Source organism: Streptomyces sp. NPDC003036 (genome assembly GCF_040611175.1).
GTDB lineage: Bacteria > Actinomycetota > Actinomycetes > Streptomycetales > Streptomycetaceae > Streptomyces.
On the sequence record NZ_JBEXNO010000017.1, the window covers coordinates 15,608 to 35,985 of the forward strand.

Sequence of the window (20,378 nt, forward strand, 5' to 3'; positions counted from 1 at the left end):
GGCGCACGGCCGCCGCCGGTGGAGGCTGCTCAGTGGCCCCGCCTGATCCACTCCTCCAGGTGGGGCGCCTCGGCGCCGATGGTGGTCTGCTCGCCGTGGCCGGTGCGCACGACGGTGCCGGGCGGCAGGGTGAGCAGCCGGCCACGGATCGACTCGATGATCGTCGGGAAGTGGGAGAAGGACCGGCCCGTGGCCCCGGGGCCGCCCGCGAACAGCGTGTCGCCGGTGAAGACGGTGCCCAGGCCGGGCGCGTACAGGCAGACGGCGCCGGGGGCGTGGCCCGGCGTGTGCAGGACGGTCAGGTCCGTGCCCGCGACGGTCAGGACCTGGCCGTCGCGCAGTTCGCCGTCCGGCTCGAGGTCGGGGTGGGTCCGCTTCCACAGCGGCAGGTCGTCGGGGTGGAGCAGGACCGGCGCGCCGGTGGCGGCGGCGAGCGCGGGGGCGGCGCCGATGTGGTCGTCGTGGGCGTGGGTGCACACCACGGCCCGCAGGGTGCGGCCGTCGAGGGCGGTCAGGATGGCGTCGGCGTCGTGGGCGGCGTCGATGACGATCGCCTCCGAGCCGTCACCCACGATCCACACGTTGTTGTCGACGTCCCACGTACCGCCGTCGAGCGAGAAGGTGCCGGAGGTGACGAGGCGGTCGACGCGCGCGGCGCTCACAGGACCACCACCGAGCGCAGCACGTCGCCCTCGTGCATCCGGGCGAAGGCCTTCTCGACGTCGCCCAGGCCGATGGTCTCGGTGACGAACGCGCCGAGGTCGATACGGCCCTGCTGGTGCAGGTCGATGAGCATGGGGAAGTCCCGCGAGGGCAGGCAGTCGCCGTACCAGGACGACTTGAGCGCGCCGCCGCGCCCGAAGACGTCGAGCAGCGGCAGCTCCAGCTTCATCTCCGGGGTGGGCACGCCGACGAGGACCACCGTGCCGGCCAGGTCGCGGGCGTAGAACGCCTGGCGGTACGTCTCGGGGCGGCCGACCGCCTCGATGACGACGTCCGCGCCGAAGCCGCCGGTCAGCTCCCGGATCGCCTCGACCGGGTCGGTGGAGCGGGAGTTGACGGTGTGCGTGGCTCCCATCGACGTCGCCGTCTCCAGCTTGCGGTCGTCGATGTCGACGGCGATGATCTTCGCCGCGCCGGCCAGCCGTGCGCCGACGATCGCCGCGTCACCGACGCCGCCGCAGCCGATGACGGCGACCGAGTCACCCCGTGAGACCTGTCCGGTATTGATCGCCGCTCCGATGCCGGCCATCACCCCGCAGCCCAGCAGCCCGGCGACGGCAGGGGCGACGGCCGGGTCGACCTTGGTGCACTGGCCCGCCGCCACCAGGGTCTTCTCGGCGAAGGCGCCGATGCCGAGCGCCGGTGCCAGCTCTCTGCCGTCGGCCAGGGTCATCTTCTGCCGGGCGTTGTGGGTGTCGAAGCAGTACCAGGGCCGGCCGCGCAGACACGCCCGGCACTTCCCGCACACCGCCCGCCAGTTGAGGATCACGAAGTCTCCGGCGGCCACCTCGGTGACGCCGTCGCCCACCGATTCGACGACGCCCGCCGCCTCATGGCCGAGGAGGAAGGGGAAGTCGTCGTTGATCCCGCCCTGCTTGTAGTGCAGGTCGGTGTGGCAGACCCCGCACGCCTGGATCCTGACGACCGCCTCGCCGGGGCCGGGGTCGGGGATGGTGATGGTCTCGACCCGCACGGGCTCGTTCCGCCCCGGGGCGACGACCCCCTGTACCTGCTGCGCCATGGTGACAGTCCTGTCCGCTGAAGTGAATGGACGCGTTCTCGGTACCAGTTTCGGTACGGGGTCCCTCGGGAGGGCGACGGAACAGATCATTTCGGCCAGCGCGTCGGCGCCGCGGTCCGTCGGACGGGCGGCACGGCCGGGCCCGTGAGCCTCACCGGCTGCGCCAGCGGGCGTCTCTTCCCTCGTCGTTCAGGACCTCGGCGATCCCGGGGTGGCGTACGGCGTCGAGTTCGTCGTCCACGAGCAGGGCGGCGACGAGGTCCGGGCTGCCGAAGACCTCGGTGGCGCTCAGGTCCCAGTCGGTGAGGACGTACCAGGAGCGGTCCAGGGGCCACCACTGCGCCGGGAAGTGCGCTGCCGCGCTCCCCTCCTCCGAGCAAGCCGTGTCGTGGAACGCCGGCGCCTCGCCGAGGCGGCCGCGCCACACGGTGACCGGGCGGCCGGCTTCGTGGATCGCCGCCTGCGCCCAGTAGCACTCTGCGGCCAGGCCGTCGGGACTGTGGCGCGCCAGGAGCCCGACCAGGCGGACCAGGCACTCCCGGTCGATCTCGCCCCCGGAAGGCCCGTCGGCGTCGTCGGCCAGGCCGATCCCGTCGAAGACCCTCCAGGACGGGGTGTACTCCCAGTCCTCCAGGCGCCTTCCGGCGCGGGCGAGCACGGCGTTCCACCGGAGTCGTACCACTCCCTCGTGGATCGTGTGGAGCACCCAGCAGCGGTCGGCGAAGCCCTCCTGGGGCTCGTACCCCAGGAGAGCCTCGTCCTGTTCCAGCCGGACACGCATCCCGTCCAGCGGATCGTCGTCCGGTACGAGCCTCACCCTGTCCCCCACCCCGTCGAGCGCGTCCGCGCTTGCCTCCGGTCAGCCGCTCGAGGTTAGACCATCGCGGCGGGGGGCTTGGTTCAGCCCTGGGCGGGCCGTCCGCCGGCCTGCTCGGCCGGGCTGTTGGAGGCCTTCGACCTGGACCGCCTGCACCGTGTCCACGACCTGGTCCAGCACCTTCTGCTCTTATCGAAAACTCTTTCGGGTCGTTGTCAGACCCCTCCTCTACTGTGCGGCCATGTCGAACTTCGTACTGGTCGCAGGGGCGTGGCTCGGGTCGTGGGCGTGGGACGAGGTGGTGCCCGCACTGCGGGAGGCGGGCCACGGCGCTCGCCCGTTGACGCTGTCAGGCCTCGCCGACAAGCAGTCCGTGCCCGCGGGGCGGCAGAGTCACGTGCGGGACATCGTCGAGGAGGTGGAGCGCCTCGATCTGCGCGATGTCGTGCTGGTCGGGCACAGTTACTCGGGCATCCCGGTCGGTCAGGCCGCCGGCCGGATCGGGGATCGGCTGGCGCATGTGGTCTTCGTCGACTCCAGCGTTCCCGCCGCCGGCGAGTCGTTCGTCTCCACCTGGTGGGAGGGCCCGGCGAAGCTGGAGGCCGCCATCGCCGAGAACGGCGGCTTCTGGGCGCCGCCGGCCGCGGCGGACTTCGCCGGTCAGGGCCTCACGGATGAGCAGATCGCCCGGCTCGTGGCCGGAGCGACGCCACATCCGGGTGCCTCTCTGGCCGACCCGGCGGTACTGGCCCGGCCGCTCGGCGAGCTTCCGGCGACGTACGTCAAGTGCCTGCTCGACGGCGCCGAGCCGACCGACGACGTGGCCGCGCTGTTGACCGGCGAGCGGTGGCGGCTGGTCGAGATGGACACCGGCCACTGGCCGATGTTCTCCCAGCCGGGCGAACTGGCGCGGGTCCTCCTCGAAGCGGCCGGGCGGTAACCGACCCCCCCTAAGCACCGCACTGTCCCTGGCGGGACGAGTCCGCGCGGTTCGCGCGGACTCGTCTCTCGACCTTTCTCAGCCGGCGGCGTCGACCAGCAGCTTCGCGGCCACCATCGCCCCGTCGGTGCCGACCGCGCCGGCCACGGCCTTCGCCCGGGCGCCGGTTTCCGGATCCAGCGCCGTCTTGAGCGCGGCCGACAGGGACTCGACGGTCGGCGCCGGACCGTCGTGGGCTACGCCGATGCCCAGCTCGGCCACCCGGCCGGCCCAGTACGGCTGGTCCGCCAACTGGGGCACCACCACCTGAGGAGCGCCGGCCCGAGCGGCCGTCGTCGTCGTACCCGCGCCGCCGTGGTGCACGACGGCAGCCACCCGTCCGAACAACTCCTGGTGGTTGACCTCGCCAACGGCGAAGCAGTCGTCCCGGTCGTCGATGAGGCCCAGATCCGCCCAGCCGCGCCCGACGAGCACCCGGCGGCCGAATCCGCGAACCGCCTCGATGGCCACCCGGGCCGCGTCCTCCCCCGCGCGTACGGCCATGCTGCCGAAGCCCACGTACACGGGTGGCGCGCCGGCGTCCAGGAAGGCGACGAGCTCCGCCGGGAGCGGCCGCTCATCGGGCAGCACCCACGCGCCGGTCTGTACGACGTCGAGGTCCGGCGTCTCCAGCCACGGGTCCAGTACCGGGTCCGTCGCCAGCCACGGCCGGTCACCGAAGGCGTAGTCGCGGACGTTGTCCACCGGCGGCAGGCCGATCGACGCCCGGTTGGTGTTGAGCGCCTCACCGAACAGCGCGTTGATGCTCTGGGCATCCAGGTCCCACAGCGCCCGGTTGTCGGTCACCTCCGGCGGGAACGGCCGCCCCGGGTACGCCAGCGGCGGGCGCTGCGGCGAGGGCAGGGTCAGCTGCTGGAAGATCGCCGACACGTAGCGGATGCCCAGTTTCTCGGCCACCGACCGCGCCCCCGCGATGGCCGGCATGGCGCCCGTCGCCACCAGCACGTCGCACCCCTCGGCCGCCGCGGGTATCACCTCGAACTGACCGGCGATCAAATCGGCCGCGCGCTGCGGCAGATTGGTCTTCGACGGCGGTGGCGCCGCAGTCGTCAGCGCGCGCGCCGACTGCCCGACCCCCACCATGGGCACACCGACCCCGGCCAGCCGCTCCGCGAAGTCCTCGTCCGGCGGCGCGCACACCCGCACCTCCGCGCCGAGTTCCCGCAGCCGCACCGCGAGCCCGACCAGCGGTTCGACGTCCCCACGCGACCCATACGTCGACAACAACACACGCACTTCGTCGATCTCCCATGTCCGTTGATGCGCGGCCGGGCCGGCCATTTCCGAGGTACGGCCCGGTTCCCTGCGCCGGCCGCCTGATCCGGCGGACGGAATGCGAGAAGACCTCATCCGCGCTCTGGCCGACACGGTACGAGACTTCGGTGTGTGCCGACTCCGCCGCAGGCGGCCGGCTCGCCCGTTGAGCGATGCCCGCGTTTCCCGCGCTGGAGCTCCAGTGGACGCTGTGGCTCTCCTGCCCAGCGACGCCGCCTCCTCGCGCGTCGAAGCTCGCCAAGAACCACAGGTGTCACTGAAGGGCCGTGGTCACGGTGTGGGTGAGGGCCCGGAGAAGACCCGCGTGAGTGGTACGGGCCTGAGGGGTGTCGACATGGATGGTGTTGACGTGGAGGCCGTCGTCGGCCCGGTGGAACCAGTGCAGGATTCCGTTGCACCCGGACACCCACACGTGCATCCGGGCCTGTAGGCCGGTGTGGTACGCGGCGCCGGGCATCCGCCGGAAGTCGATGTAGGAGTAGAAGTTCACCGCGTGCGGCCAGTAATGCAGCCTGGCGTATTCGGCCGGGGCAAGCAGGCGCCACGCTTGTACGAAGTGCACCTCCCGGTGGGCCTGCATGTGCGCGTACGCGGTGTGGGCGGCGGCCAGAGTGCCGGCAAACCTCTCTGCTCCGCCCACGGCGAACTCGATGGGGAGGGTGTTGATGAACCAGCCCATGGACTGCGCGTAGACGCCCTTGCCTCGTTCGTTGACCGGCATGAGACCTCGGTACACCGCAGGCCCTCCCTCTTCCCGCACGGCGGTGGCCAGCGCGGCGAGCAGCCCCATCGACAGCCTCCCGCCGAGGTCCCTGCACGCCGCCTCGAAGGCTTCGACGCCCTGTGCGTCCAGGAGTCGCTCGGTGGTGGTGACCGGCGCGTACAACCGGCCGGGCAAGGTGCCGAGATCGAGGGGGAAGCGGGGGAACAGGCCGCCGTTGCGCCGGGTGAAGTCCCGCCAGTAGTCCAGTCGCGGGTCGTCGGAGTGCAGGTCCTGGTTTCTGCGGCGCTGGCTCCGGCTGAACTCGAGGTAGCTGCCCGCCTCCGCCACCGGGAGGGCCTCGCCTGCTGTGAGGGCCCGGTACGCTCCGGCGATGTCGTTGACGGCGATGGCCGTGGACAGTCCGTCGGTGACCAGATGGTCGCATGAGAACCACACCGTGGCCGAGTCGTCCCGGACCACCGCGCCCATGGCGATGAGCGGCCAGGAGAGGGTCTCGACCTCCCTGACCGCCTGGTGGAGGTAGGCACCGGCCTGCTCCGACGTGTCCAACTGGTCCGACTCGACATGCTTGAGGGCGACCTCGCCAGGAGCGAGGACCTTGCAGGAGAGGTCCTCGCCGAGCGGCTCGTAGAACGCGCGCAGCACCTCATGGCGGCGTACCAGATGCAGCAGGGACTCCCCGAGAGCGTCCAGGTCCACCGGACCGGTGATCTCGAACGTCGCGGCGACATAGGAGCGGACCGGCTCGTTCACGGTCCGTGCGTGCCGGGCGACTGCGAAGTGTTTCGCCTGGTTGTAGCCCGCCATCCGCGGCACGGCCGGCGGTCCGTCACCGGACACCGGCACGAGATGCCACCGGTGCGCCTTCCCGGGCCGGATCTTCGTGTCCTTCACCGAGACCTGCAGCATGCCGTCCTCTCCCGCCGTCCACCATCAACACGCCTCCTGTCAACGCCACCGCACCGTGAACGGCAACGGTGTGCTTCCCAGCGGGTCCGAGCCGGCGCCGGCGATGGCACGCCCGGGTATCGTCGGGCGCCAAGGGGGGAACCGATGACTTCAAGCACCTCGAACGCTCCGGACGCGGCAGGCACGTTCTCCATAGGAGCGGAATTCCCGGTACGCCGACTCGGGTTCGGCGCCATGCGCCTGCCGACCGGGCCGGGCTCCGAGCGGGATGGCGCCATCGCGGTGGTCCGGCGCGCCGTCGAACTGGGCGTCACTTTGATAGACACCGCCCACCTGTACGGATGGGGGGCCAACGAGGAACTCCTGGCCGAAGCGCTCCATCCGTACCCGAGTGACCTGCTGATCACCACCAAGGTCGGTGTCACTCGGTCCGGTCCGGAGGGATGGGCGTACGACGCACGGCCGGAGAGCCTGCGCGAGCAGGTGGAGCAGAGCCTGCGCCGGCTGCGGACCGAGCGCGTCGGCCTCCTGCAGCTGCACCGGATGGACCCGGAGGTTTCCGTCGCCGACCAGGTCGGCACGCTCCGCGAGCTCCAGCTCGAAGGAAAGATCGGGCACATCGGGTTGTCCGAAGTCACCACCGCGCAGCTCGCCGAGGCCCGGCAGACCGCCGAGATCGCGAGCGTGCAGAATCGCTACAGCCTTCTCGACCGGGAGCACGAGCCGGTTCTGGAGGCATGTGAGGCCGACGGCATCGCCTTCCTTCCCTGGCGTCCCATCGGGGCGGAAACCGACCCGGGTCAGGCGGCCGTGCTCGCCACCGTCGCCACCGAACTCGGGGCCACCGTCCCCCAGGTGCTGCTCGCCTGGCTGCTCGCCCGTTCCCCGGTCGTCCTGCCGATCCCCGGAACCGGCTCGCTCGCCCATCTCGAGGAGAACCTCGCCGCGGCGGACCTCCGGCTCACCGACTCGCAGCGGCAGCGCCTCGAGCGTATGGCCCTCCGCGTCGGGTAGTCCTGGACGGGGCAACCGGAACGCTACCGCCTGTCGCGTGCTGCCGGGAGGTGGACCACGACGAGGGCGAAGGCCGCCAGGACGACGTAACGCAGGGCCGAGTCCAGGCCGTTCCAGTCGGAGGACTGCCACATGGCGAACCACTCTCCGCCGATCCCGAAGAAACCGCCCCCGAACAGCAGCAGCACCATCACCAGGCCGACGGTACTCGCCCGGCGGGCACGGTCGTAGGTGTCGTAGGTCTTGCGGCGCAGCCCCACCGCCCAGAGCCAGGTGGCGAGCACCAGGGCACCCGCGGTGAGGACCTCCCAGACGATGATGGCGAGGTACGCCGCGTTCTGGAGGGCGGGCGAGGTGATCGCCCGCCACATCAACTGCGGGTCCTTGAAGGTGGTGTCCATGGCCAGGACGTGCTGGACGAACTGCTGGTTGGTCCCGAAGTCGGTGATGTTGCCGAAGGCCACCAGGACCATGGACAGCGCGACGGTCCCCGTCAGCGCGGCCGCCGCGCCGGGCAGGGTGCCCAGCCGGAGGAGCCGGTCCAGCGGGGTGCCGGCGCGGCCGGTCGGTTCGGTGCGTTCGCTCGGTTCGGTGCGCTCGGTCGGTTCGGTGCGTTCGCTCGGTTCGGTGCGCTCGGCGCGTTCGGAACTGCCTGTCACTTGAAGCCCCCTCAACACCCGGACGATTACGGGCAACCCCGTTCCGCTTCCTTTCATCATCCCTCCTGCGACAGGTCGACACAGCAGTGGGGAACGGACGATGAACCAGACGACGACACCCGGAAGCGGCACGCGAGCGGAAGCGGGCCGTGGGCCGAGCCGGCGCCGCCTGTTGGGCGCGGGCGCCGCCGCTGCCGTTTCCGGGGCGTTCCTGACCGGCGTCGCCGGCACCCGCGCGTCCGGGGCGGGAGCGGGCGGGGCGGGGAAGGCACCGAAGGCACCGCGCGCGGCGGACTGGGCGGCGCTGGCCAAGGGGCTGGATGGAACGCTGGTCCGGCCGGGCGATCGCGACTACGACACGGCCCGTACCCTGTTCAACCCTCGCTTCGACGCCGTGCGCCCGGCCGGGATCGCGTACTGCGCGCGGCCCGAGGACGTCCGCGGCTGCCTGGCGTTCGCCCGCCGCCACGGGGTGCCGGTGGCGGTGCGCAGCGGTGGGCACTCGTACGCGGGCTGGTCGTCCGGGCCGGGGCTGATCGTCGACGTACAGAGGATGGCGTCCGTCTCGCTGAGCGGCGGCACCGCGACGATCGGGGCGGGGGCGAAACTCATCGACGTCTACGACCGGTTGACCGCCCGCGGCCGGACGGTGCCGGCCGGGTCCTGCCCGACCGTGGGCGTGGCGGGTCTGGCGCTCGGTGGGGGCATCGGCGTCGTCACCCGTGCCTACGGGCTGACCAGCGACAGCGTGACGGGAGCCAGGATCGTGACGGCCGACGGCCGGATACGCGACGTCGACGCCAAGCGCGACGCCGACCTGTTCTGGGCGCTGCGCGGTGGCGGCAACGCGCAGTTCGGTGTCGTCACGGAGCTGCGCATGCGGACGCACGCGGCTCCGGAGTGCACGACGTTCTTCCTGAGCTGGCCCTGGTCGCGTGCCGCCGCCGTGGTGCGCCAGTGGCAGCGCTGGGCTCCGACCGCGCCGGACGAGATCTGGGCGAACCTGCACCTGGCGGCTCCGGTGGGCGGGCGGCCGGGGTCGGTCCGGGTCGGCGGGCTCGCCCTCTCGGGCCGGGCGGACCTGGAGAACCGGCTGGACCGGCTGGCCGACGCCATCGGCGCGGCGCCGAAGTCCGCGTCGATCCGTACCCGTCCGTTCATGGACGCGATGAAGGTGATGGGCGGGGTGTCCGGCTGGACCATCGCGCAGGCCCACCAGAAGGGATCCCTGCCGGGCCGTAACCCGCAGGGCCGGGTGGCGCGCGAGTCGTACACCGCGCGCTCCGACTTCTACACGCGCCCCATCCCGGCCGCGGGCATCAAGGCGCTGATCGCCCGGGTGGAGCAGCTGGCGCGTCTCAGCGGCGGCGGGGCGGGCAGCATCGCGCTGGACGCGATGGGCGGCGCGGCCAACCGGGTACGGGCCGCCGACACCGCGTTCGTCCACCGTGACGCGCTCTTCCTCGCCCAGTACATCGTCTCCTGGCCCGACCGGGCCCCCGCCGCCACGGTGGCACGGCACCGGGCCTGGCTGGATGCCACGTACGACGTGATGCGGCCGTGGGCGAGCGGCCAGGCGTACCAGAACTACACCGATCCGGCCCTGCGGGACTGGCGTCGCGCCTACTACGGCGTGAACATCGACCGGCTGGTGAAAGTGAAGGCGGCATACGATCCCGGCCGGCTCTTCCGCCACGCGCAGACCTTCTGAGGCCCGGGCGCCGTCACCGGTTCGTCCCTTCCGGAGGGCGGATGTCAGTGGTGGGTGTCACGCTTCTGCCGTACGCGATCGCCGTGACACCCGCGAAGCGAGGCATGTGCCGTGATCACCACTGACTTCGTCCCCGGTTCCCCCTGCTGGCTCGACCTCGGCGCACCGGACATCCCGGCGGCGGTCGATTTCTACGGCGCGGTGTTCGGCTGGCAGTTCCAGCCGTTCAGCCCGGAGGAGGGGGACTACGGCTCGTTCAAGCTGGACGGCAAGACGGTCGCCGGGCTCGGGAAGCTCACCGAGGAGGGCGCCCGTTCGGCCTGGATGATCTACTTCAGTACACCGGACGCCGATGCCACCACCGAAGCCGTGCAGCGGTCGGGCGGCACGGTCCGGGTCGCCCCGATGGACGCCGACGGCGAGGGCCGGATGGCTCAGTACACCGACCCGCAGGGGGGCCAGTTCGCCGTGTGGCAGCCGGGGTCGTACAAGGGGGTGGAGGCGGTGGACGGTCCGGGAAGTCTGGGCTGGACCGAGCTGTACACGACGGACGCGGCCGCCGCCAAGGAGTTCTACGGGAACCTGTTCGGCTGGCAGACGCAGGACGTGGACCTTCCGGGCGGGGGCGGGACGTATGCGCTGATCACCCCGTCCGGCCAGCCTCCGGAGCGTATGCACGGCGGTCTGATGCAGCTCCCGGCCGGCGCGCTCACGCTGACCGGCGGCCGCGCCTACTGGCATCCGGTCTTCGGTTCCACCGACTGCGACGCGACGGTCGCCAAGGTGAGGGAGAAGGGCGGCACCGTCCAGATGGGCCCCGAGGACGCGGAGGGCGTCGGCCGGCTCGCCGTCTGCGTCGACCCGTCCGGCGCGGACTTCGTGGTCCTCGCACCTGTCGAGGGGTGAACCGACGCCCGGACCGAGCGGTCAGGGGCGCGGGCCGCCGCGGGCCCGGCCGGTCCACCGTCCGCCCTTGCCCCGCTGACCGCCGAGCCACCCGCGCAGCAGCCGGCTCACCGCCGGCATCGCCGCATACGTCATCAGGACGTTGTACACGCCGGCGATGACGGCGCTGGAGAGGATCACCGGCAGCGTGGTCAGGTGCGGCACCAGCAGGTAGCTGCCGAGGAGCGTGATCGGATAGATCGCCAGGGTGGCGCTGATCGCCATCTTCCACCGTGGAGGCGCGGGGCGTGTCGATCCGGGCTTGGCGAACCAGGTCTCCATGCCGGTCAGCGTGCGCCGGGCGATCTCCGTGTGATGGTGCCCTTCGCAGTTCGCGAACCATGCCGCCCGTTCCGGGGACTCCTGCCATGCCCTGCACGCCTCCGCGTCGCGGAAGCGGTGCACGAGGAACCAGGGTGCCCCGTCCCCGGAGGACCGGAACAGCCCGTAGCCGAGATGGCCCGGAAAGCGGGACGCGCTGTCCAGAATGCCTCTCGCCCACTCCTCGAAAACGGCCTCGTGGCCCGGCTCGACCTGGCGGGCTATCAGCAGCGTCACCTCACCGGCGTCGGCGGGGACAGTGGCATGCTCAAGGCTCGGCGCAGTCACTCGTTCTCCTCGTCATCGCGCCGCGCCCAGGCCCACCATACGGGCCTCCGCAACCGAGCCCGGATCCCGGGCCGTGGGTCAGGGGCATCCTCCGGTTGCGCTGCTGACCGCTGGCGTCGCCGGATCACAGGGCCGCAGCCTCATCCTCAGCACCCCGCATCTCATCCGACACCGCGGTCGAATGTCCTGGCTGCCAGGCGGTGGGCGTGCCGCACGAGCGCACTCAGCACCAGGAACCCCGGCAGAGCGACGCCCGCCCTCAGCGTCTCCCCCGGGAACCGCTCGTCCAGGAAGAACAGCCAAGCGCACACAGCGAAGGGCATCAGCACCGATAGCGCCGTCCATACGAGGTTCAGAAACCCCCAGCCGAACTGGGCGAGGTCCGCATGCACCCTGGTCCCGCTCCCAGGAACAAGCCCCCGGAATCCGGCCGCCGCCATCAACGCAAGGACAGCGCTCACCCCGGCGATCAGGGTGAAGACGACACTGAACAGCCCGCCCCAGAAGACGCACACCAAGCTCAAGGCCACGAAGCCGACACCAAGACCGGCATAGGCCAGCGCCACCACGCGCCACTGTTCCGTACCCGCGTCCGTCAACTCGGTTACCTTTCGGTGGTAGGGCCGGCTGTGGACCCAGTCTCGGACCAATTCACCTCTTGCCGCTAGGAGTTGAACGCCACCAGGTCCACGCCGGGACCACCGCCGCGGCGTACGCGGGCTACGGGGCCGGGGAAGACGAGCCTGCCGGCCGGGTGGCTCATCACCGACTTCGTCCGGCCCGACCGGGGCTCCCCGGCCCACCGCCTGCCGACCGGAGCCGGCGAGGGGTGGCGAGGGTCGACCGCCTGGCCGCAGACGGCGCTGCGTCCGCTGAAGCCCTGGGCGCCGCGCGAGCGCCTGGGCGGCGCAGCCTCCTCAGGGGAGCCTGAGCACACTGATCACGTTCCTTGACCGGTGCGGCGGAGCCAGCGTAGGGCGAGGTGCATCCGATGGCGGCGGGCCGACGCCGGCCTGAGGGGCGGAGCGTCGACGGGGTTCGGCGGTACGGTGCGCAAGCCGGCGACGCCCAGGTCCTCCGCGAGGAGAAGCAGCACCTCCGGTTCCAGCCGGTGCAGCACGTCCACGGCCGTCCACAAGTCGATGGCGAAAGCCCGCGCCGTAAGGCGCTGGGCCGCTGCGGGCTCGGCCGCGTTGGCCAGGTGGGCCAGGGTTCGGGCTCGGATCGCCGGAAGAGCGATCCGGTCCGCGATCCCTTCCGCTCGCTCGGGGTGTCCGGTCTCGGCCGCTGCCCGGGCGAGGTCGGCGAACAGCTCCCAGTTCCCGTGCGAGCCCGCCGCCTCGAGCGCGTCCTCGATCTCAGTGGCGAGTGTGGCGGCCCGTTCGTGGTCCCCGGTCCAGGCGATCGCCTCGGTAACCACCGCCAGGGTGCGTGCCCGCTCCGACGTTGCATCGACGGTGCGGGCCAGCGCCCCGGCCCCGCCGACGACCAGGATGACGTGCTCCTGGTCTCCGGTCCTGGTGATCGTCTCGACGAGAGATGCCAGGGTACGTCCCCGATCGTGAGGTCCGCCGATGCTGCGGGCCACCGCCTCGGCCTCGTCGACGAGCGCGGTGGCTCGGCTCACCTGGCCGCTGCGGGCGGCTGCCCGCGCCACCGCCGCCAGTGCCCGGGCCCGTAGTGCGAAGTCCTCGATCACGCGGGCGACGCGCTCGGACTGCTCGACGCCACCGGTGTCGGCGACAGCCTCGGCCAGAGTGAGCACGTTCGACTCGTCCAGGTCCTCGCCCGCTTCGGGGATGCCGGCCAGGAGCCAGTCCATCAGTTTGATCGCATCATCGCGGTTGCCAGATGCCTCTCTCATGCCGGCCATCGCGGCCAAGGCCAGCATCCACGGGCGCATTGTCTCGATCGTGAGAATGATCTCCACGGCCCGCTCCACGGCCCCCGCTTCGAGGACGGCCTCGGCGACGACGGCCAGTACAGCGTCGCGCTGGCCGCTCACGTTGTCGATGGCGCGGGCGATGGCCTCGGCACGATCGAAGTGCCCCGCGTTCGCCGCGACCCGGGCCACAGCTTTCCGCGCGGCCACTGCACGGGCGGGGTCGTGCACCGTCCCGGCGATGGCCAGGGCCCAGTCGAGGTCTCCCGATCGGGCCGCAACTCCGGCCAAGGCAGCGAGTTCCGCCTGTTGATGCACGGGGGACCGGACCGCCCGGGCCACTTCCTGGGCCTCCGACACCAGATCGAGCCCGCGTCGGTGGTCTCCGGACCGCACGACCGCTTCGGCCACTGCGGCCAGCGCCCGCGCCTTGGACTCCGGATCGGGGTTGGCCCGGGCCAGTGTCTCGGCACGGTGGTGGTCGCCGGCCCGGGCTGCGGCACCGGTGAGGACGGCGAGATCGCCCCCCAGCTGGAAGACCGGGCGGTCGTCGGAGCCGTCGATGAGTCCGATGACAGCTTCGGCCGTGAGCTCCGCCGCACGATCCGGGGCCCCAGCGGCGGCCATCGCCTCGATCACCACTGCCATCGGATGCTGTAGCCAGACTCCGCTGACCGCGCGGGCTGCGGCCTCTGCCTCGGCAGCCGCCCGGTATGCCGAGGTCAGGTCGCCGCTGCGGGCCACCGCCCGCGCCACAGTGGCAAGGGCCTTCGCCCGCCGATCAGGGTCATCCATGGCGCGGGCCACCGCCAGGGCGTCGCCGTGCTCGCCGGCCGCGGCCAGCGCCGCGGCCAAATCGGCGTCGAGCCACCATCTCCCGGCAGCGATCTTCGGATCGTCGGCGAGCGCCCTGATCTCGCAAACCAGCTCGGCGGCGCGCCGCTGGTCACCTGCCGCAGCTGCGTCCCTTGCCAGCGTGGCCCAGCAGGAGGCCCGGGTAAGGTAGTTGTCGATCCGGCGGGCCGCCTGCTCGGCGGCGTCGGCCAGCTCGGCCGCCCGATGCCGGTCGCCGTCCCTGGCGGCTGCTGCGGCAACCGCCGAAAGCGCCTTGGCCCGCTCGTCCGGTTCGGTGATGCTCCGTGCGATGGACTCGGCGAGCGCCCGGTTGCCGGTTTCGGCCACCTCCCTCGCCACCCCGGCGAGCGCCCTCGCCGAGCTCCCCCGCCCCATGGACTCGGCCAGCGCCCGGGCCCGGTCGACGCGGCCGAGCAGCGCCCAGACGACGGGCACCGCCACAGGCAGCGAGGCGTTACGCTCCGACAGACTCCCCCGGCACAGGACGATCCTGGTCAGCTTGGGCAGGTCCGGGCTCGCGGCGGCGAGGATCGCGTCCTGGGTCACGGTGAGTTCGGCGAGGGCGGTGGCGTCGCCGCCGGTGGTGTCGAGCAGCCAGGCGTGGCGGCCCGGGTCGAGCGCCAGGTCGAGCATCCTGCAGGTGTCGCCGTCCGCGCGCAGACTGCGGAAGTAGCCGAGCAGCAGGTAGTCGGGGGTGTGCGCGTCCCAGCCGCGTTCCCGGTGCCCGTCCACCCAGTTGTGCAGGCGTTGACGGTAGGCGGTGAGCCGATCTCCGGCGAGGCGGGTCACCGCCGCCTGCTGGAGCTCCTCGTGGGCCAGCAGGTAGACGTGCTCAGGCCGCTCCGGTCCGTGCCGGACCAATGCCGGGCGCTGCTCGAAAGTTCGGCCGGACACCGTGTCCAGGGTCTCAGCGATCTTCCACGGGTCGCGGGTACCGGTGAGTTCCATCAGGTCCTGGACGGACAGGCCGCCGCCCGCCGCCGTCAGCAGGCCCAACAGGTCCTGCTCGGTGGGTGTGCCGGTCAGTAACCGTTTGAGTTCCTGCTCGGCAGCGTGCCGGATGACCTCGGCAAACCCGGACGGCTCCAGGAGCCGTACGACCCCGGGCTCGCGCAGCGGGTGATGGTCGGGCACGTCGCTGGGCAGCGGCGGTGCGAGGCGTCCGGCCACGATGATGCGCATCCCGGCGGGAGGGTGGGCCGGGAGCAGTGCGGCGATGCTGTACGCGTCGGGGCCGGTGGTCACCCCCAGGTCCTCGTCGAGCCCGTCCACGACCAGGACGAGCCGCGACCCCTTCTCCTGGCAGACAGTGGCCGCGTCGTCGAGCAGCGCGAGGAGGTGCGCGGCACGGGTGGCCCCGGTCAGGTGCGCGGGCACGGGCCTGCCCAGTAGCGCCGCGAGCTGCTCCATGACGACGTCGATGAACGCCTCGCGGTCGCTCTGCCCGGCGAATCGCGCGGTGACGAAGAACGAGACGACGTGCACGTCTTCCGGCGGGTGAAGCACGAACCAGGACAGCAGGGCCGACTTGCCCGCCCACGCCTTCGCCCGCCACCACCGGTAGGCGCTCCCGCCGGGGCGGGTGCAGAACTCGGCCAATTCGGCCAGCTCCGCCTCCCGGCCGTGGAGCCTTTCCGGTGCGATCGACCGCACCTGGTAGAGGTAGGCCGACCGGGCCGGGACTGGTTCGCCGGCCCGCACATTGATCTGCAGGTTCCCCTCCCCGACCTGGAACCCGGACGCCCCTCGGGCGTCGACCCACGGGGGTTGGCCGTCGTGGCTGTCCACCGGCTACGGCCCTCAGTTGAAGGTGTTGTTCTGGGTGGAGTGGTCGCCGATCTGCACGCCCTTGGCCCCGCGCGTGTCGACGTGGTACTTGCCTTCCGGGCGGACCAGCGCCCAGAGGTTCTGAGCCGCCGCCAGGAGTTCCCGGTCCCGGTCGGCACCGGAGGCGATCAGCTCCTCACGCAGCCGCGCCTCCCAGACTTCCGGCTCCACCTGCTCGGCGTCCAGCACCTCCTCGCCACGTGCGGACATCCGACGGCGCACCGCCTCACGGAGCGCGCCGTACGCGTCCCGCACGGCGGTGCTCGCCGTGTCCACAAGCCCCGCCGACGCACCGGCGGCAAGCGCCGCCACCACGAGATCCACCTCGGTCATCAGACCCCCCTGACGCAGTCAGCGCCCAGTTTCCACCACGCCGCCTTCTTCGCGCGGGACTTCGACGATTTTTCCCGTGCCGGGACAAGGGCGGATTCCGGGGCCACGCCCCCTCCCTCGTGGACTCTCACAGCGCGCAAGAGCGGCCCCGCTGTCGCTTCCACCGGCGCCGGCGTCCTGGGCCGGACACTGGGCCCGTCGCGTGCGCGTGACGCTGTGTCCCCCAGGGCAGCCCTCGTTCGGCCGCGGCCGGGACTCGCCCGCCGTACCGGTGCCCAGGGGGCGCGCAGGCCTTGACGCTCACCTTTCAGGACCTCCTCGACCGGGAGCTCGTCGAGCGGGACATCGCGCTCGCGTGCGTGTCCAACGAGGTCGGCGGCCCCTACGCCGGCCATGCCGCTGGATCGGCGTACGCCTGGCCGACGTGCCGGCCGAAGCCGGGGTGAAGCCGCTGTCCCTGGCCGGCTCCTGGGGCGACAGGCTCCACGCACGAGGGCACACTGTCTGGGCCCGACTGGCTTGCGCCGCTCACACCGGCAAGTGACACATCATCAGTAAAGTCGGCATCGAGTCGGCACCAGCCCCGCCGGAGGGCACCGCAGGGCGCCATGGGGCGCCGAGAGGGGCCGTCCTGACAACCCGTCTGGGAGACACCGTTGAGAATGCTGATCAATGTGCCCGAGACCGTCGTCGCCGACGCGCTGCGCGGGATCGCGACCGCGCATCCCGAGCTGACCGTGGACGTGGAGAACCGGATCGTCGTACGGCGTGACGCCCCGGTCGAGGGGAAGGTGGCGCTGGTGTCGGGGGGCGGGTCGGGGCATGAGCCGTTGCATGCCGGGTTCGTCGGGGCGGGGATGCTGGCGGCGGCCGCGGCCGGCGAGGTGTTCACGAGTCCCGTGCCCGAGCAGATGGTGCGGGCCGCGGCGGCCGTGGACAGCGGGCGCGGCGTGCTGTTCGTCGTCAAGAACTACACCGGTGACGTGCTGAACTTCGAGATGGCGTCCGAGCTCGCCGAGGACGAGGGCGTGCAGGTCGCCAAGGTGCTGGTCGACGACGACGTGGCGGTGGCCGACAGTACGTACACGGCCGGGCGGCGCGGGACCGGGGCCACCCTGTTCGTGGAGAAGATCGCGGGCGCGGCCGCCGAGGAGGGGGCGCCGCTGGAGCGTGTGGAGGCGATCGCGCGCCGGGTGAACGCCGCGTCGCGCAGCTTCGGGGTGGCGCTCAGCGCGTGCAGTACGCCGGCGAAGGGCGGGCCCACGTTCGATCTGCCGCCGGGCGAGCTGGAGCTGGGCGTCGGCATCCACGGCGAGCCGGGGCGCGAGCGGCGGGCCATGATGACCTCGCGGGAGATCGCCGACTTCGCCGTCGACGCCGTCCTGGAGGACCTGCGGCCCGGCGGGCCGGTGCTGCTGCTGGTCAACGGCATGGGGGCGACGCCGTTGCTGGAGTTGTACGGGTTCAACGCCGAGGTGCACCGGGTGCTGCGCGAGCGCGGCGTGCCGGTGGCTCGTACGCTCGTCGGGAACTACGTGACGTCGCTGGACATGGCGGGCTGCTCGGTCACGCTGTGCGAGGCCGACGAGGAGATGCTGCGGCTGTGGGACGCGCCGGTGCGGACGGCCGCTCTGCGATGGGGGATGTGAGGACCGTGATGCCCGTGACGCTCGACACGGAGTTCTTCCGGCGCTGGATGGCGGCCGCCGCGGCGGCCGTGGAGCGCGAGGCGGACCGGCTCACCGAGCTGGACTCGGCCATCGGCGACGCCGACCACGGGGCCAACCTGCGGCGCGGGTTCGCGGCGGTGGCCGAGGTGCTGGACAAGGAGCCGCCCGCGACTCCCGGCGCGGTGCTCGTGCTCGCCGGGCGGCAGCTGATCTCGACCGTGGGTGGGGCGTCGGGGCCGCTGTACGGGACGCTGCTACGGCGCGCCGGCAAGGAGCTGGGCGACGCCGCCGAGGTGACTCCCGCCGCGCTGGCCGAGGCGCTGCGCGCGGGCGCGGCCGCGGTGGCGCAGCTCGGCGGGGCGAAGGCCGGGGACAAGACGATGCTCGACGCACTGGAGCCGGCCGTCGAGGCGCTCGGCACCGCCCCGCCGGGAGAGGCGTTCGCCGCGGCGGCGCGGGCGGCCGAGGAGGGCGCCCTCGGGACCGTACCGATGCAGGCCCGCAAGGGCAGGGCCAGCTATCTCGGAGAGCGCAGCATCGGGCACCAGGACCCGGGCGCGGCGTCCTCGGCGCTGCTGATCGCGGCGCTGCGGGAAGCGGAGGCCGCCCGGTGAGCGGGGGCGCGGGCGCGGGCGGGCGCGTGGGCATCGTCCTCGTGTCGCACAGCGCGGCGGTCGCGTCGTCCGTGGCCGAGCTGGCCAGGGGCCTGGCGGGCGGCGGCGGGACCGCGCCCGTGGCCGCCGCGGGCGGCACCGCGGACGGCGGGCTCGGCACCAGCGCCGAGCTGATCGCCGGGGCGGCGGCGTCGGTCGACGCCGGGGCGGGCGTGGCCGTCCTGGTCGACCTCGGCAGCGCCGTACTGACGGTGAAGGCGCTGCTGGCGGAGGGCGACGAGCTTCCCGAGGGCACACGGCTGGTCGACGCGCCGTTCGTGGAGGGCGCGGTGGCGGCCGTGGTCACCGCCTCGGCGGGCGGCGACCTGGAGGCCGTGGTGGCGGCCGCGTCGGAGGCGTACGGCTATCGCAAGGAGTGACCGCGTGCGGGACGGGTTGTGATGTACCTGGTCAACGCACTAGTGTCGCAGGGCCTTGGTGTACGGGAAACCGGTGCGGTACCGGTGCGGCCCTCGCCACTGTGATCGGGAAGTCCGGCTCCACTTCCGGGGAAACCACCCCGGGAAGCCACTGGAACCCCACGGGAGACCGTGGTGTCCGGGAAGGCGGAGCCGCGGCGTTGCATGACCCGTCAGCCAGGAGACCGGCCAGGGCGCGTTGTCCATCCACGAGGTGCTGGAGAGGGTCTCCCACATCATGCATATCGCCGAGGGGTACCTGCCCCCTGTGCACGCGGTCGCCTGGACCGTCGCCGCCGCCCCTTTCGTCGCCCATGGCGTCCGGGCCCTGACCCGCGAGGTCAAGGCCCATCCCGAATCGACTCTCCTGCTCGGCGCGTCCGGTGCCTTCACCTTCGTCCTGTCCGCTCTGAAGCTGCCCTCCGTGACGGGCAGTTGCTCCCATCCGACCGGGACGGGGCTGGGCGCGATCCTGTTCCGGCCGCCGATCATGGCGGTGCTCGGTACCATCACGCTCCTCTTCCAGGCGCTGCTGCTGGCGCACGGCGGGCTCACCACGCTGGGCGCCAACGCCTTCTCGATGGCGGTCGTCGGGCCGTGGGCCGGTTTCGGGACGTACTGGCTGCTGCGCCGCTTCGACGTGCCGCTGATGGTGAGCGTGTTCTTCGGGGCGTTCGTCGCCGACCTGTCCACGTACTGCGTCACCAGCGTGCAGCTGGCGCTGGCGTTCCCCGACCCGGCGAGCGGCTTCGCCGGGGCGCTGGCGAAGTTCGGCGGGATCTTCGCCGTCACGCAGCTTCCGCTGGCCGTGAGCGAGGGCCTGCTCACCGTGCTGGTGATGCGGCTGCTGACGCAGTCCAGCAAGGGCGATCTGGCCCGCCTCGGTGTGCTGCCGGCGCACCCCGTGAAGAAGGAGGCCGTGGCGCGATGAGCCGTAACGCCAGGATCAACACGCTGCTGCTCCTCGTCGTCGTGGCCCTCGCCGTGCTTCCGCTCGCGCTGGGCATGGGCGACCACAAGGAGGAGCCGTTCACGGGCGCGGACGCGCAGGCCGAGACCGCCATCACCGAGCTGGATCCGGACTACGAGCCGTGGTTCAGCCCGCTGTACGAGCCGCCGTCCGGTGAGATCGAGTCGGCGCTCTTCGCGCTCCAGGCCGCGATCGGCGCGGGCGTGCTGGCGTACTACTTCGGGCTGCGGCGCGGCCGCAGGCAGGGTGAGGCGCGGGCACTGGACCGTACCGGGGCCGTTCCCGCTACTGCCGGCACCAGCCGTACCGCCGACACCGCCCGCACGGCCGAAGTCGCCGAGACGACGGCCGAGTAGCCGCCG

The 20,378-nt window shown here is 72.3% G+C and carries 20 protein-coding genes and 1 riboswitch; of the genes, 10 read left to right on the forward strand and 10 right to left on the reverse strand.

Annotated elements, in window-relative coordinates; all coding sequences use genetic code 11:
- Positions 1-29 precede the first annotated feature (29 nt).
- From ABZX67_RS14800 to ABZX67_RS14810, 3 genes are all read right to left on the reverse strand, one after another.
- A complete protein-coding gene (locus tag ABZX67_RS14800; RefSeq protein WP_355359343.1) occupies positions 30-662 on the reverse strand; it encodes an MBL fold metallo-hydrolase in 633 nt (210 codons plus the stop codon).
- Positions 659-1,744 carry an S-(hydroxymethyl)mycothiol dehydrogenase gene (locus ABZX67_RS14805; RefSeq protein WP_355359346.1) on the reverse strand — a complete coding sequence of 362 codons (1,086 nt, stop codon included), beginning with the start codon at positions 1,742-1,744 and terminating at the stop codon, positions 659-661. The genes ABZX67_RS14800 and ABZX67_RS14805 overlap by 4 nt, the downstream gene beginning before the upstream one ends.
- A 151-nt stretch (positions 1,745-1,895) precedes the next feature.
- The gene (locus ABZX67_RS14810) at positions 1,896-2,561 is read right to left on the reverse strand and encodes a hypothetical protein (RefSeq protein WP_355359349.1); all 666 of its coding nucleotides are present in this window, start codon (positions 2,559-2,561) and stop codon (positions 1,896-1,898) included.
- A gap of 241 nt (positions 2,562-2,802) precedes the next feature.
- On the opposite strand from ABZX67_RS14810, the gene ABZX67_RS14815 reads away from it, so the two are divergent.
- Entirely contained in the window at positions 2,803-3,501 is a 699-nt protein-coding gene (locus tag ABZX67_RS14815; RefSeq protein ID WP_355359352.1) for an alpha/beta fold hydrolase, read from the forward strand.
- Positions 3,502-3,579: 78 nt separating this feature from the next.
- Here the strand turns inward: ABZX67_RS14815 and ABZX67_RS14820 are convergent, their stop codons facing one another.
- Positions 3,580-4,791 (reverse strand): glycosyltransferase, encoded by a 1,212-nt coding sequence (locus ABZX67_RS14820; RefSeq protein ID WP_355359355.1) that lies wholly within the window; start codon positions 4,789-4,791, stop codon positions 3,580-3,582.
- Between the two features lie 298 nt (positions 4,792-5,089).
- Positions 5,090-6,469 carry a condensation domain-containing protein gene (locus ABZX67_RS14825; protein ID WP_355359358.1) on the reverse strand — a complete coding sequence of 460 codons (1,380 nt, stop codon included), beginning with the start codon at positions 6,467-6,469 and terminating at the stop codon, positions 5,090-5,092.
- A 144-nt stretch (positions 6,470-6,613) separates the two neighbouring features.
- On the opposite strand from ABZX67_RS14825, the gene ABZX67_RS14830 reads away from it, so the two are divergent.
- Complete coding sequence (locus ABZX67_RS14830; protein ID WP_355359361.1) at positions 6,614-7,483, forward strand: aldo/keto reductase; 870 nt, start codon at positions 6,614-6,616, stop codon at positions 7,481-7,483.
- A gap of 23 nt (positions 7,484-7,506) precedes the next feature.
- On the opposite strand, the gene ABZX67_RS14835 is transcribed toward ABZX67_RS14830, so the two are convergent.
- A complete protein-coding gene (locus ABZX67_RS14835) occupies positions 7,507-8,028 on the reverse strand; it encodes a DUF2165 domain-containing protein (RefSeq protein WP_355359656.1) in 522 nt (173 codons plus the stop codon).
- 214 nt (positions 8,029-8,242) lie between these two features.
- Between ABZX67_RS14835 and ABZX67_RS14840 the strand changes: the two genes are divergently transcribed.
- Together ABZX67_RS14840 and ABZX67_RS14845 are read left to right on the forward strand one after the other, a co-directional pair.
- Positions 8,243-9,853, forward strand: coding sequence for an FAD-binding oxidoreductase (locus tag ABZX67_RS14840; RefSeq protein WP_355359364.1), 1,611 nt, complete (start codon positions 8,243-8,245; stop codon positions 9,851-9,853).
- 111 nt (positions 9,854-9,964) lie between these two features.
- The gene (locus ABZX67_RS14845) at positions 9,965-10,759 is read left to right on the forward strand and encodes a VOC family protein (RefSeq protein ID WP_355359367.1); all 795 of its coding nucleotides are present in this window, start codon (positions 9,965-9,967) and stop codon (positions 10,757-10,759) included.
- A 21-nt stretch (positions 10,760-10,780) separates the two neighbouring features.
- Here ABZX67_RS14845 and ABZX67_RS14850 read toward each other — a convergent pair whose 3' ends face one another.
- The 4 genes from ABZX67_RS14850 to ABZX67_RS14865 all read right to left on the reverse strand — a co-directional run bounded on the left by ABZX67_RS14850 (position 10,781) and on the right by ABZX67_RS14865 (position 16,304).
- Complete coding sequence (locus ABZX67_RS14850) at positions 10,781-11,407, reverse strand: antibiotic biosynthesis monooxygenase (protein ID WP_355359370.1); 627 nt, start codon at positions 11,405-11,407, stop codon at positions 10,781-10,783.
- A 161-nt stretch (positions 11,408-11,568) separates the two neighbouring features.
- A complete protein-coding gene (locus ABZX67_RS14855) occupies positions 11,569-12,006 on the reverse strand; it encodes a hypothetical protein (RefSeq protein ID WP_355359373.1) in 438 nt (145 codons plus the stop codon).
- A gap of 341 nt (positions 12,007-12,347) precedes the next feature.
- Entirely contained in the window at positions 12,348-15,932 is a 3,585-nt protein-coding gene (locus ABZX67_RS14860) for a hypothetical protein (protein WP_355359376.1), read from the reverse strand.
- 12 nt (positions 15,933-15,944) lie between these two features.
- Positions 15,945-16,304 carry a hypothetical protein gene (locus ABZX67_RS14865; protein WP_355359379.1) on the reverse strand — a complete coding sequence of 120 codons (360 nt, stop codon included), beginning with the start codon at positions 16,302-16,304 and terminating at the stop codon, positions 15,945-15,947.
- A gap of 293 nt (positions 16,305-16,597) precedes the next feature.
- Here ABZX67_RS14865 and ABZX67_RS14870 point away from each other — a divergent pair, with 293 nt between their 5' ends.
- From ABZX67_RS14870 to ABZX67_RS14895, 6 genes are all read left to right on the forward strand, one after another.
- Positions 16,598-16,750, forward strand: a complete 153-nt coding sequence (locus ABZX67_RS14870; protein ID WP_355359382.1) for a hypothetical protein — start codon at positions 16,598-16,600, stop codon at positions 16,748-16,750.
- A gap of 210 nt (positions 16,751-16,960) precedes the next feature.
- Complete coding sequence (dhaK, locus tag ABZX67_RS14875; protein ID WP_355359385.1) at positions 16,961-17,953, forward strand: dihydroxyacetone kinase subunit DhaK; 993 nt, start codon at positions 16,961-16,963, stop codon at positions 17,951-17,953.
- 8 nt (positions 17,954-17,961) lie between these two features.
- Complete coding sequence (gene dhaL / locus ABZX67_RS14880; protein ID WP_355359388.1) at positions 17,962-18,588, forward strand: dihydroxyacetone kinase subunit DhaL; 627 nt, start codon at positions 17,962-17,964, stop codon at positions 18,586-18,588.
- On the forward strand, positions 18,585-19,007 hold the full coding sequence (locus tag ABZX67_RS14885; protein WP_355359391.1) for a PTS fructose transporter subunit IIA: 423 nt from the start codon (positions 18,585-18,587) through the stop codon (positions 19,005-19,007). The genes dhaL and ABZX67_RS14885 overlap by 4 nt, the downstream gene beginning before the upstream one ends.
- A gap of 11 nt (positions 19,008-19,018) precedes the next feature.
- Positions 19,019-19,255: riboswitch (cobalamin riboswitch) on the forward strand.
- 29 nt (positions 19,256-19,284) lie between these two features.
- Entirely contained in the window at positions 19,285-19,977 is a 693-nt protein-coding gene (locus ABZX67_RS14890) for an energy-coupling factor ABC transporter permease (protein WP_355359659.1), read from the forward strand.
- Positions 19,974-20,372 carry an energy-coupling factor ABC transporter substrate-binding protein gene (locus ABZX67_RS14895; protein WP_355359394.1) on the forward strand — a complete coding sequence of 133 codons (399 nt, stop codon included), beginning with the start codon at positions 19,974-19,976 and terminating at the stop codon, positions 20,370-20,372. Before ABZX67_RS14890 ends, ABZX67_RS14895 begins: the two co-directional genes overlap by 4 nt.
- Positions 20,373-20,378 lie beyond the last annotated feature (6 nt).

What these genes read in the sequence shown, in the direction of transcription:
- ABZX67_RS14805 (WP_355359346.1), bottom strand. Translation starts at nt 1,744, where the DNA reads ATGGCGCAGCAGGTACAGGGGGTCGTCGCCCCGGGGCGGAACGAGCCC.
- ABZX67_RS14815 (WP_355359352.1), top strand. Translation starts at nt 2,803, where the DNA reads ATGTCGAACTTCGTACTGGTCGCAGGGGCGTGGCTCGGGTCGTGGGCG.
- ABZX67_RS14825 (WP_355359358.1), bottom strand. Translation starts at nt 6,469, where the DNA reads ATGCTGCAGGTCTCGGTGAAGGACACGAAGATCCGGCCCGGGAAGGCG.
- ABZX67_RS14830 (WP_355359361.1), top strand. Translation starts at nt 6,614, where the DNA reads ATGACTTCAAGCACCTCGAACGCTCCGGACGCGGCAGGCACGTTCTCC.
- ABZX67_RS14840 (WP_355359364.1), top strand. Translation starts at nt 8,243, where the DNA reads ATGAACCAGACGACGACACCCGGAAGCGGCACGCGAGCGGAAGCGGGC.
- ABZX67_RS14865 (WP_355359379.1), bottom strand. Translation starts at nt 16,304, where the DNA reads ATGACCGAGGTGGATCTCGTGGTGGCGGCGCTTGCCGCCGGTGCGTCG.
- dhaL (WP_355359388.1), top strand. Translation starts at nt 17,962, where the DNA reads ATGCCCGTGACGCTCGACACGGAGTTCTTCCGGCGCTGGATGGCGGCC.
- ABZX67_RS14890 (WP_355359659.1), top strand. Translation starts at nt 19,285, where the DNA reads ATGCATATCGCCGAGGGGTACCTGCCCCCTGTGCACGCGGTCGCCTGG.
- ABZX67_RS14895 (WP_355359394.1), top strand. Translation starts at nt 19,974, where the DNA reads ATGAGCCGTAACGCCAGGATCAACACGCTGCTGCTCCTCGTCGTCGTG.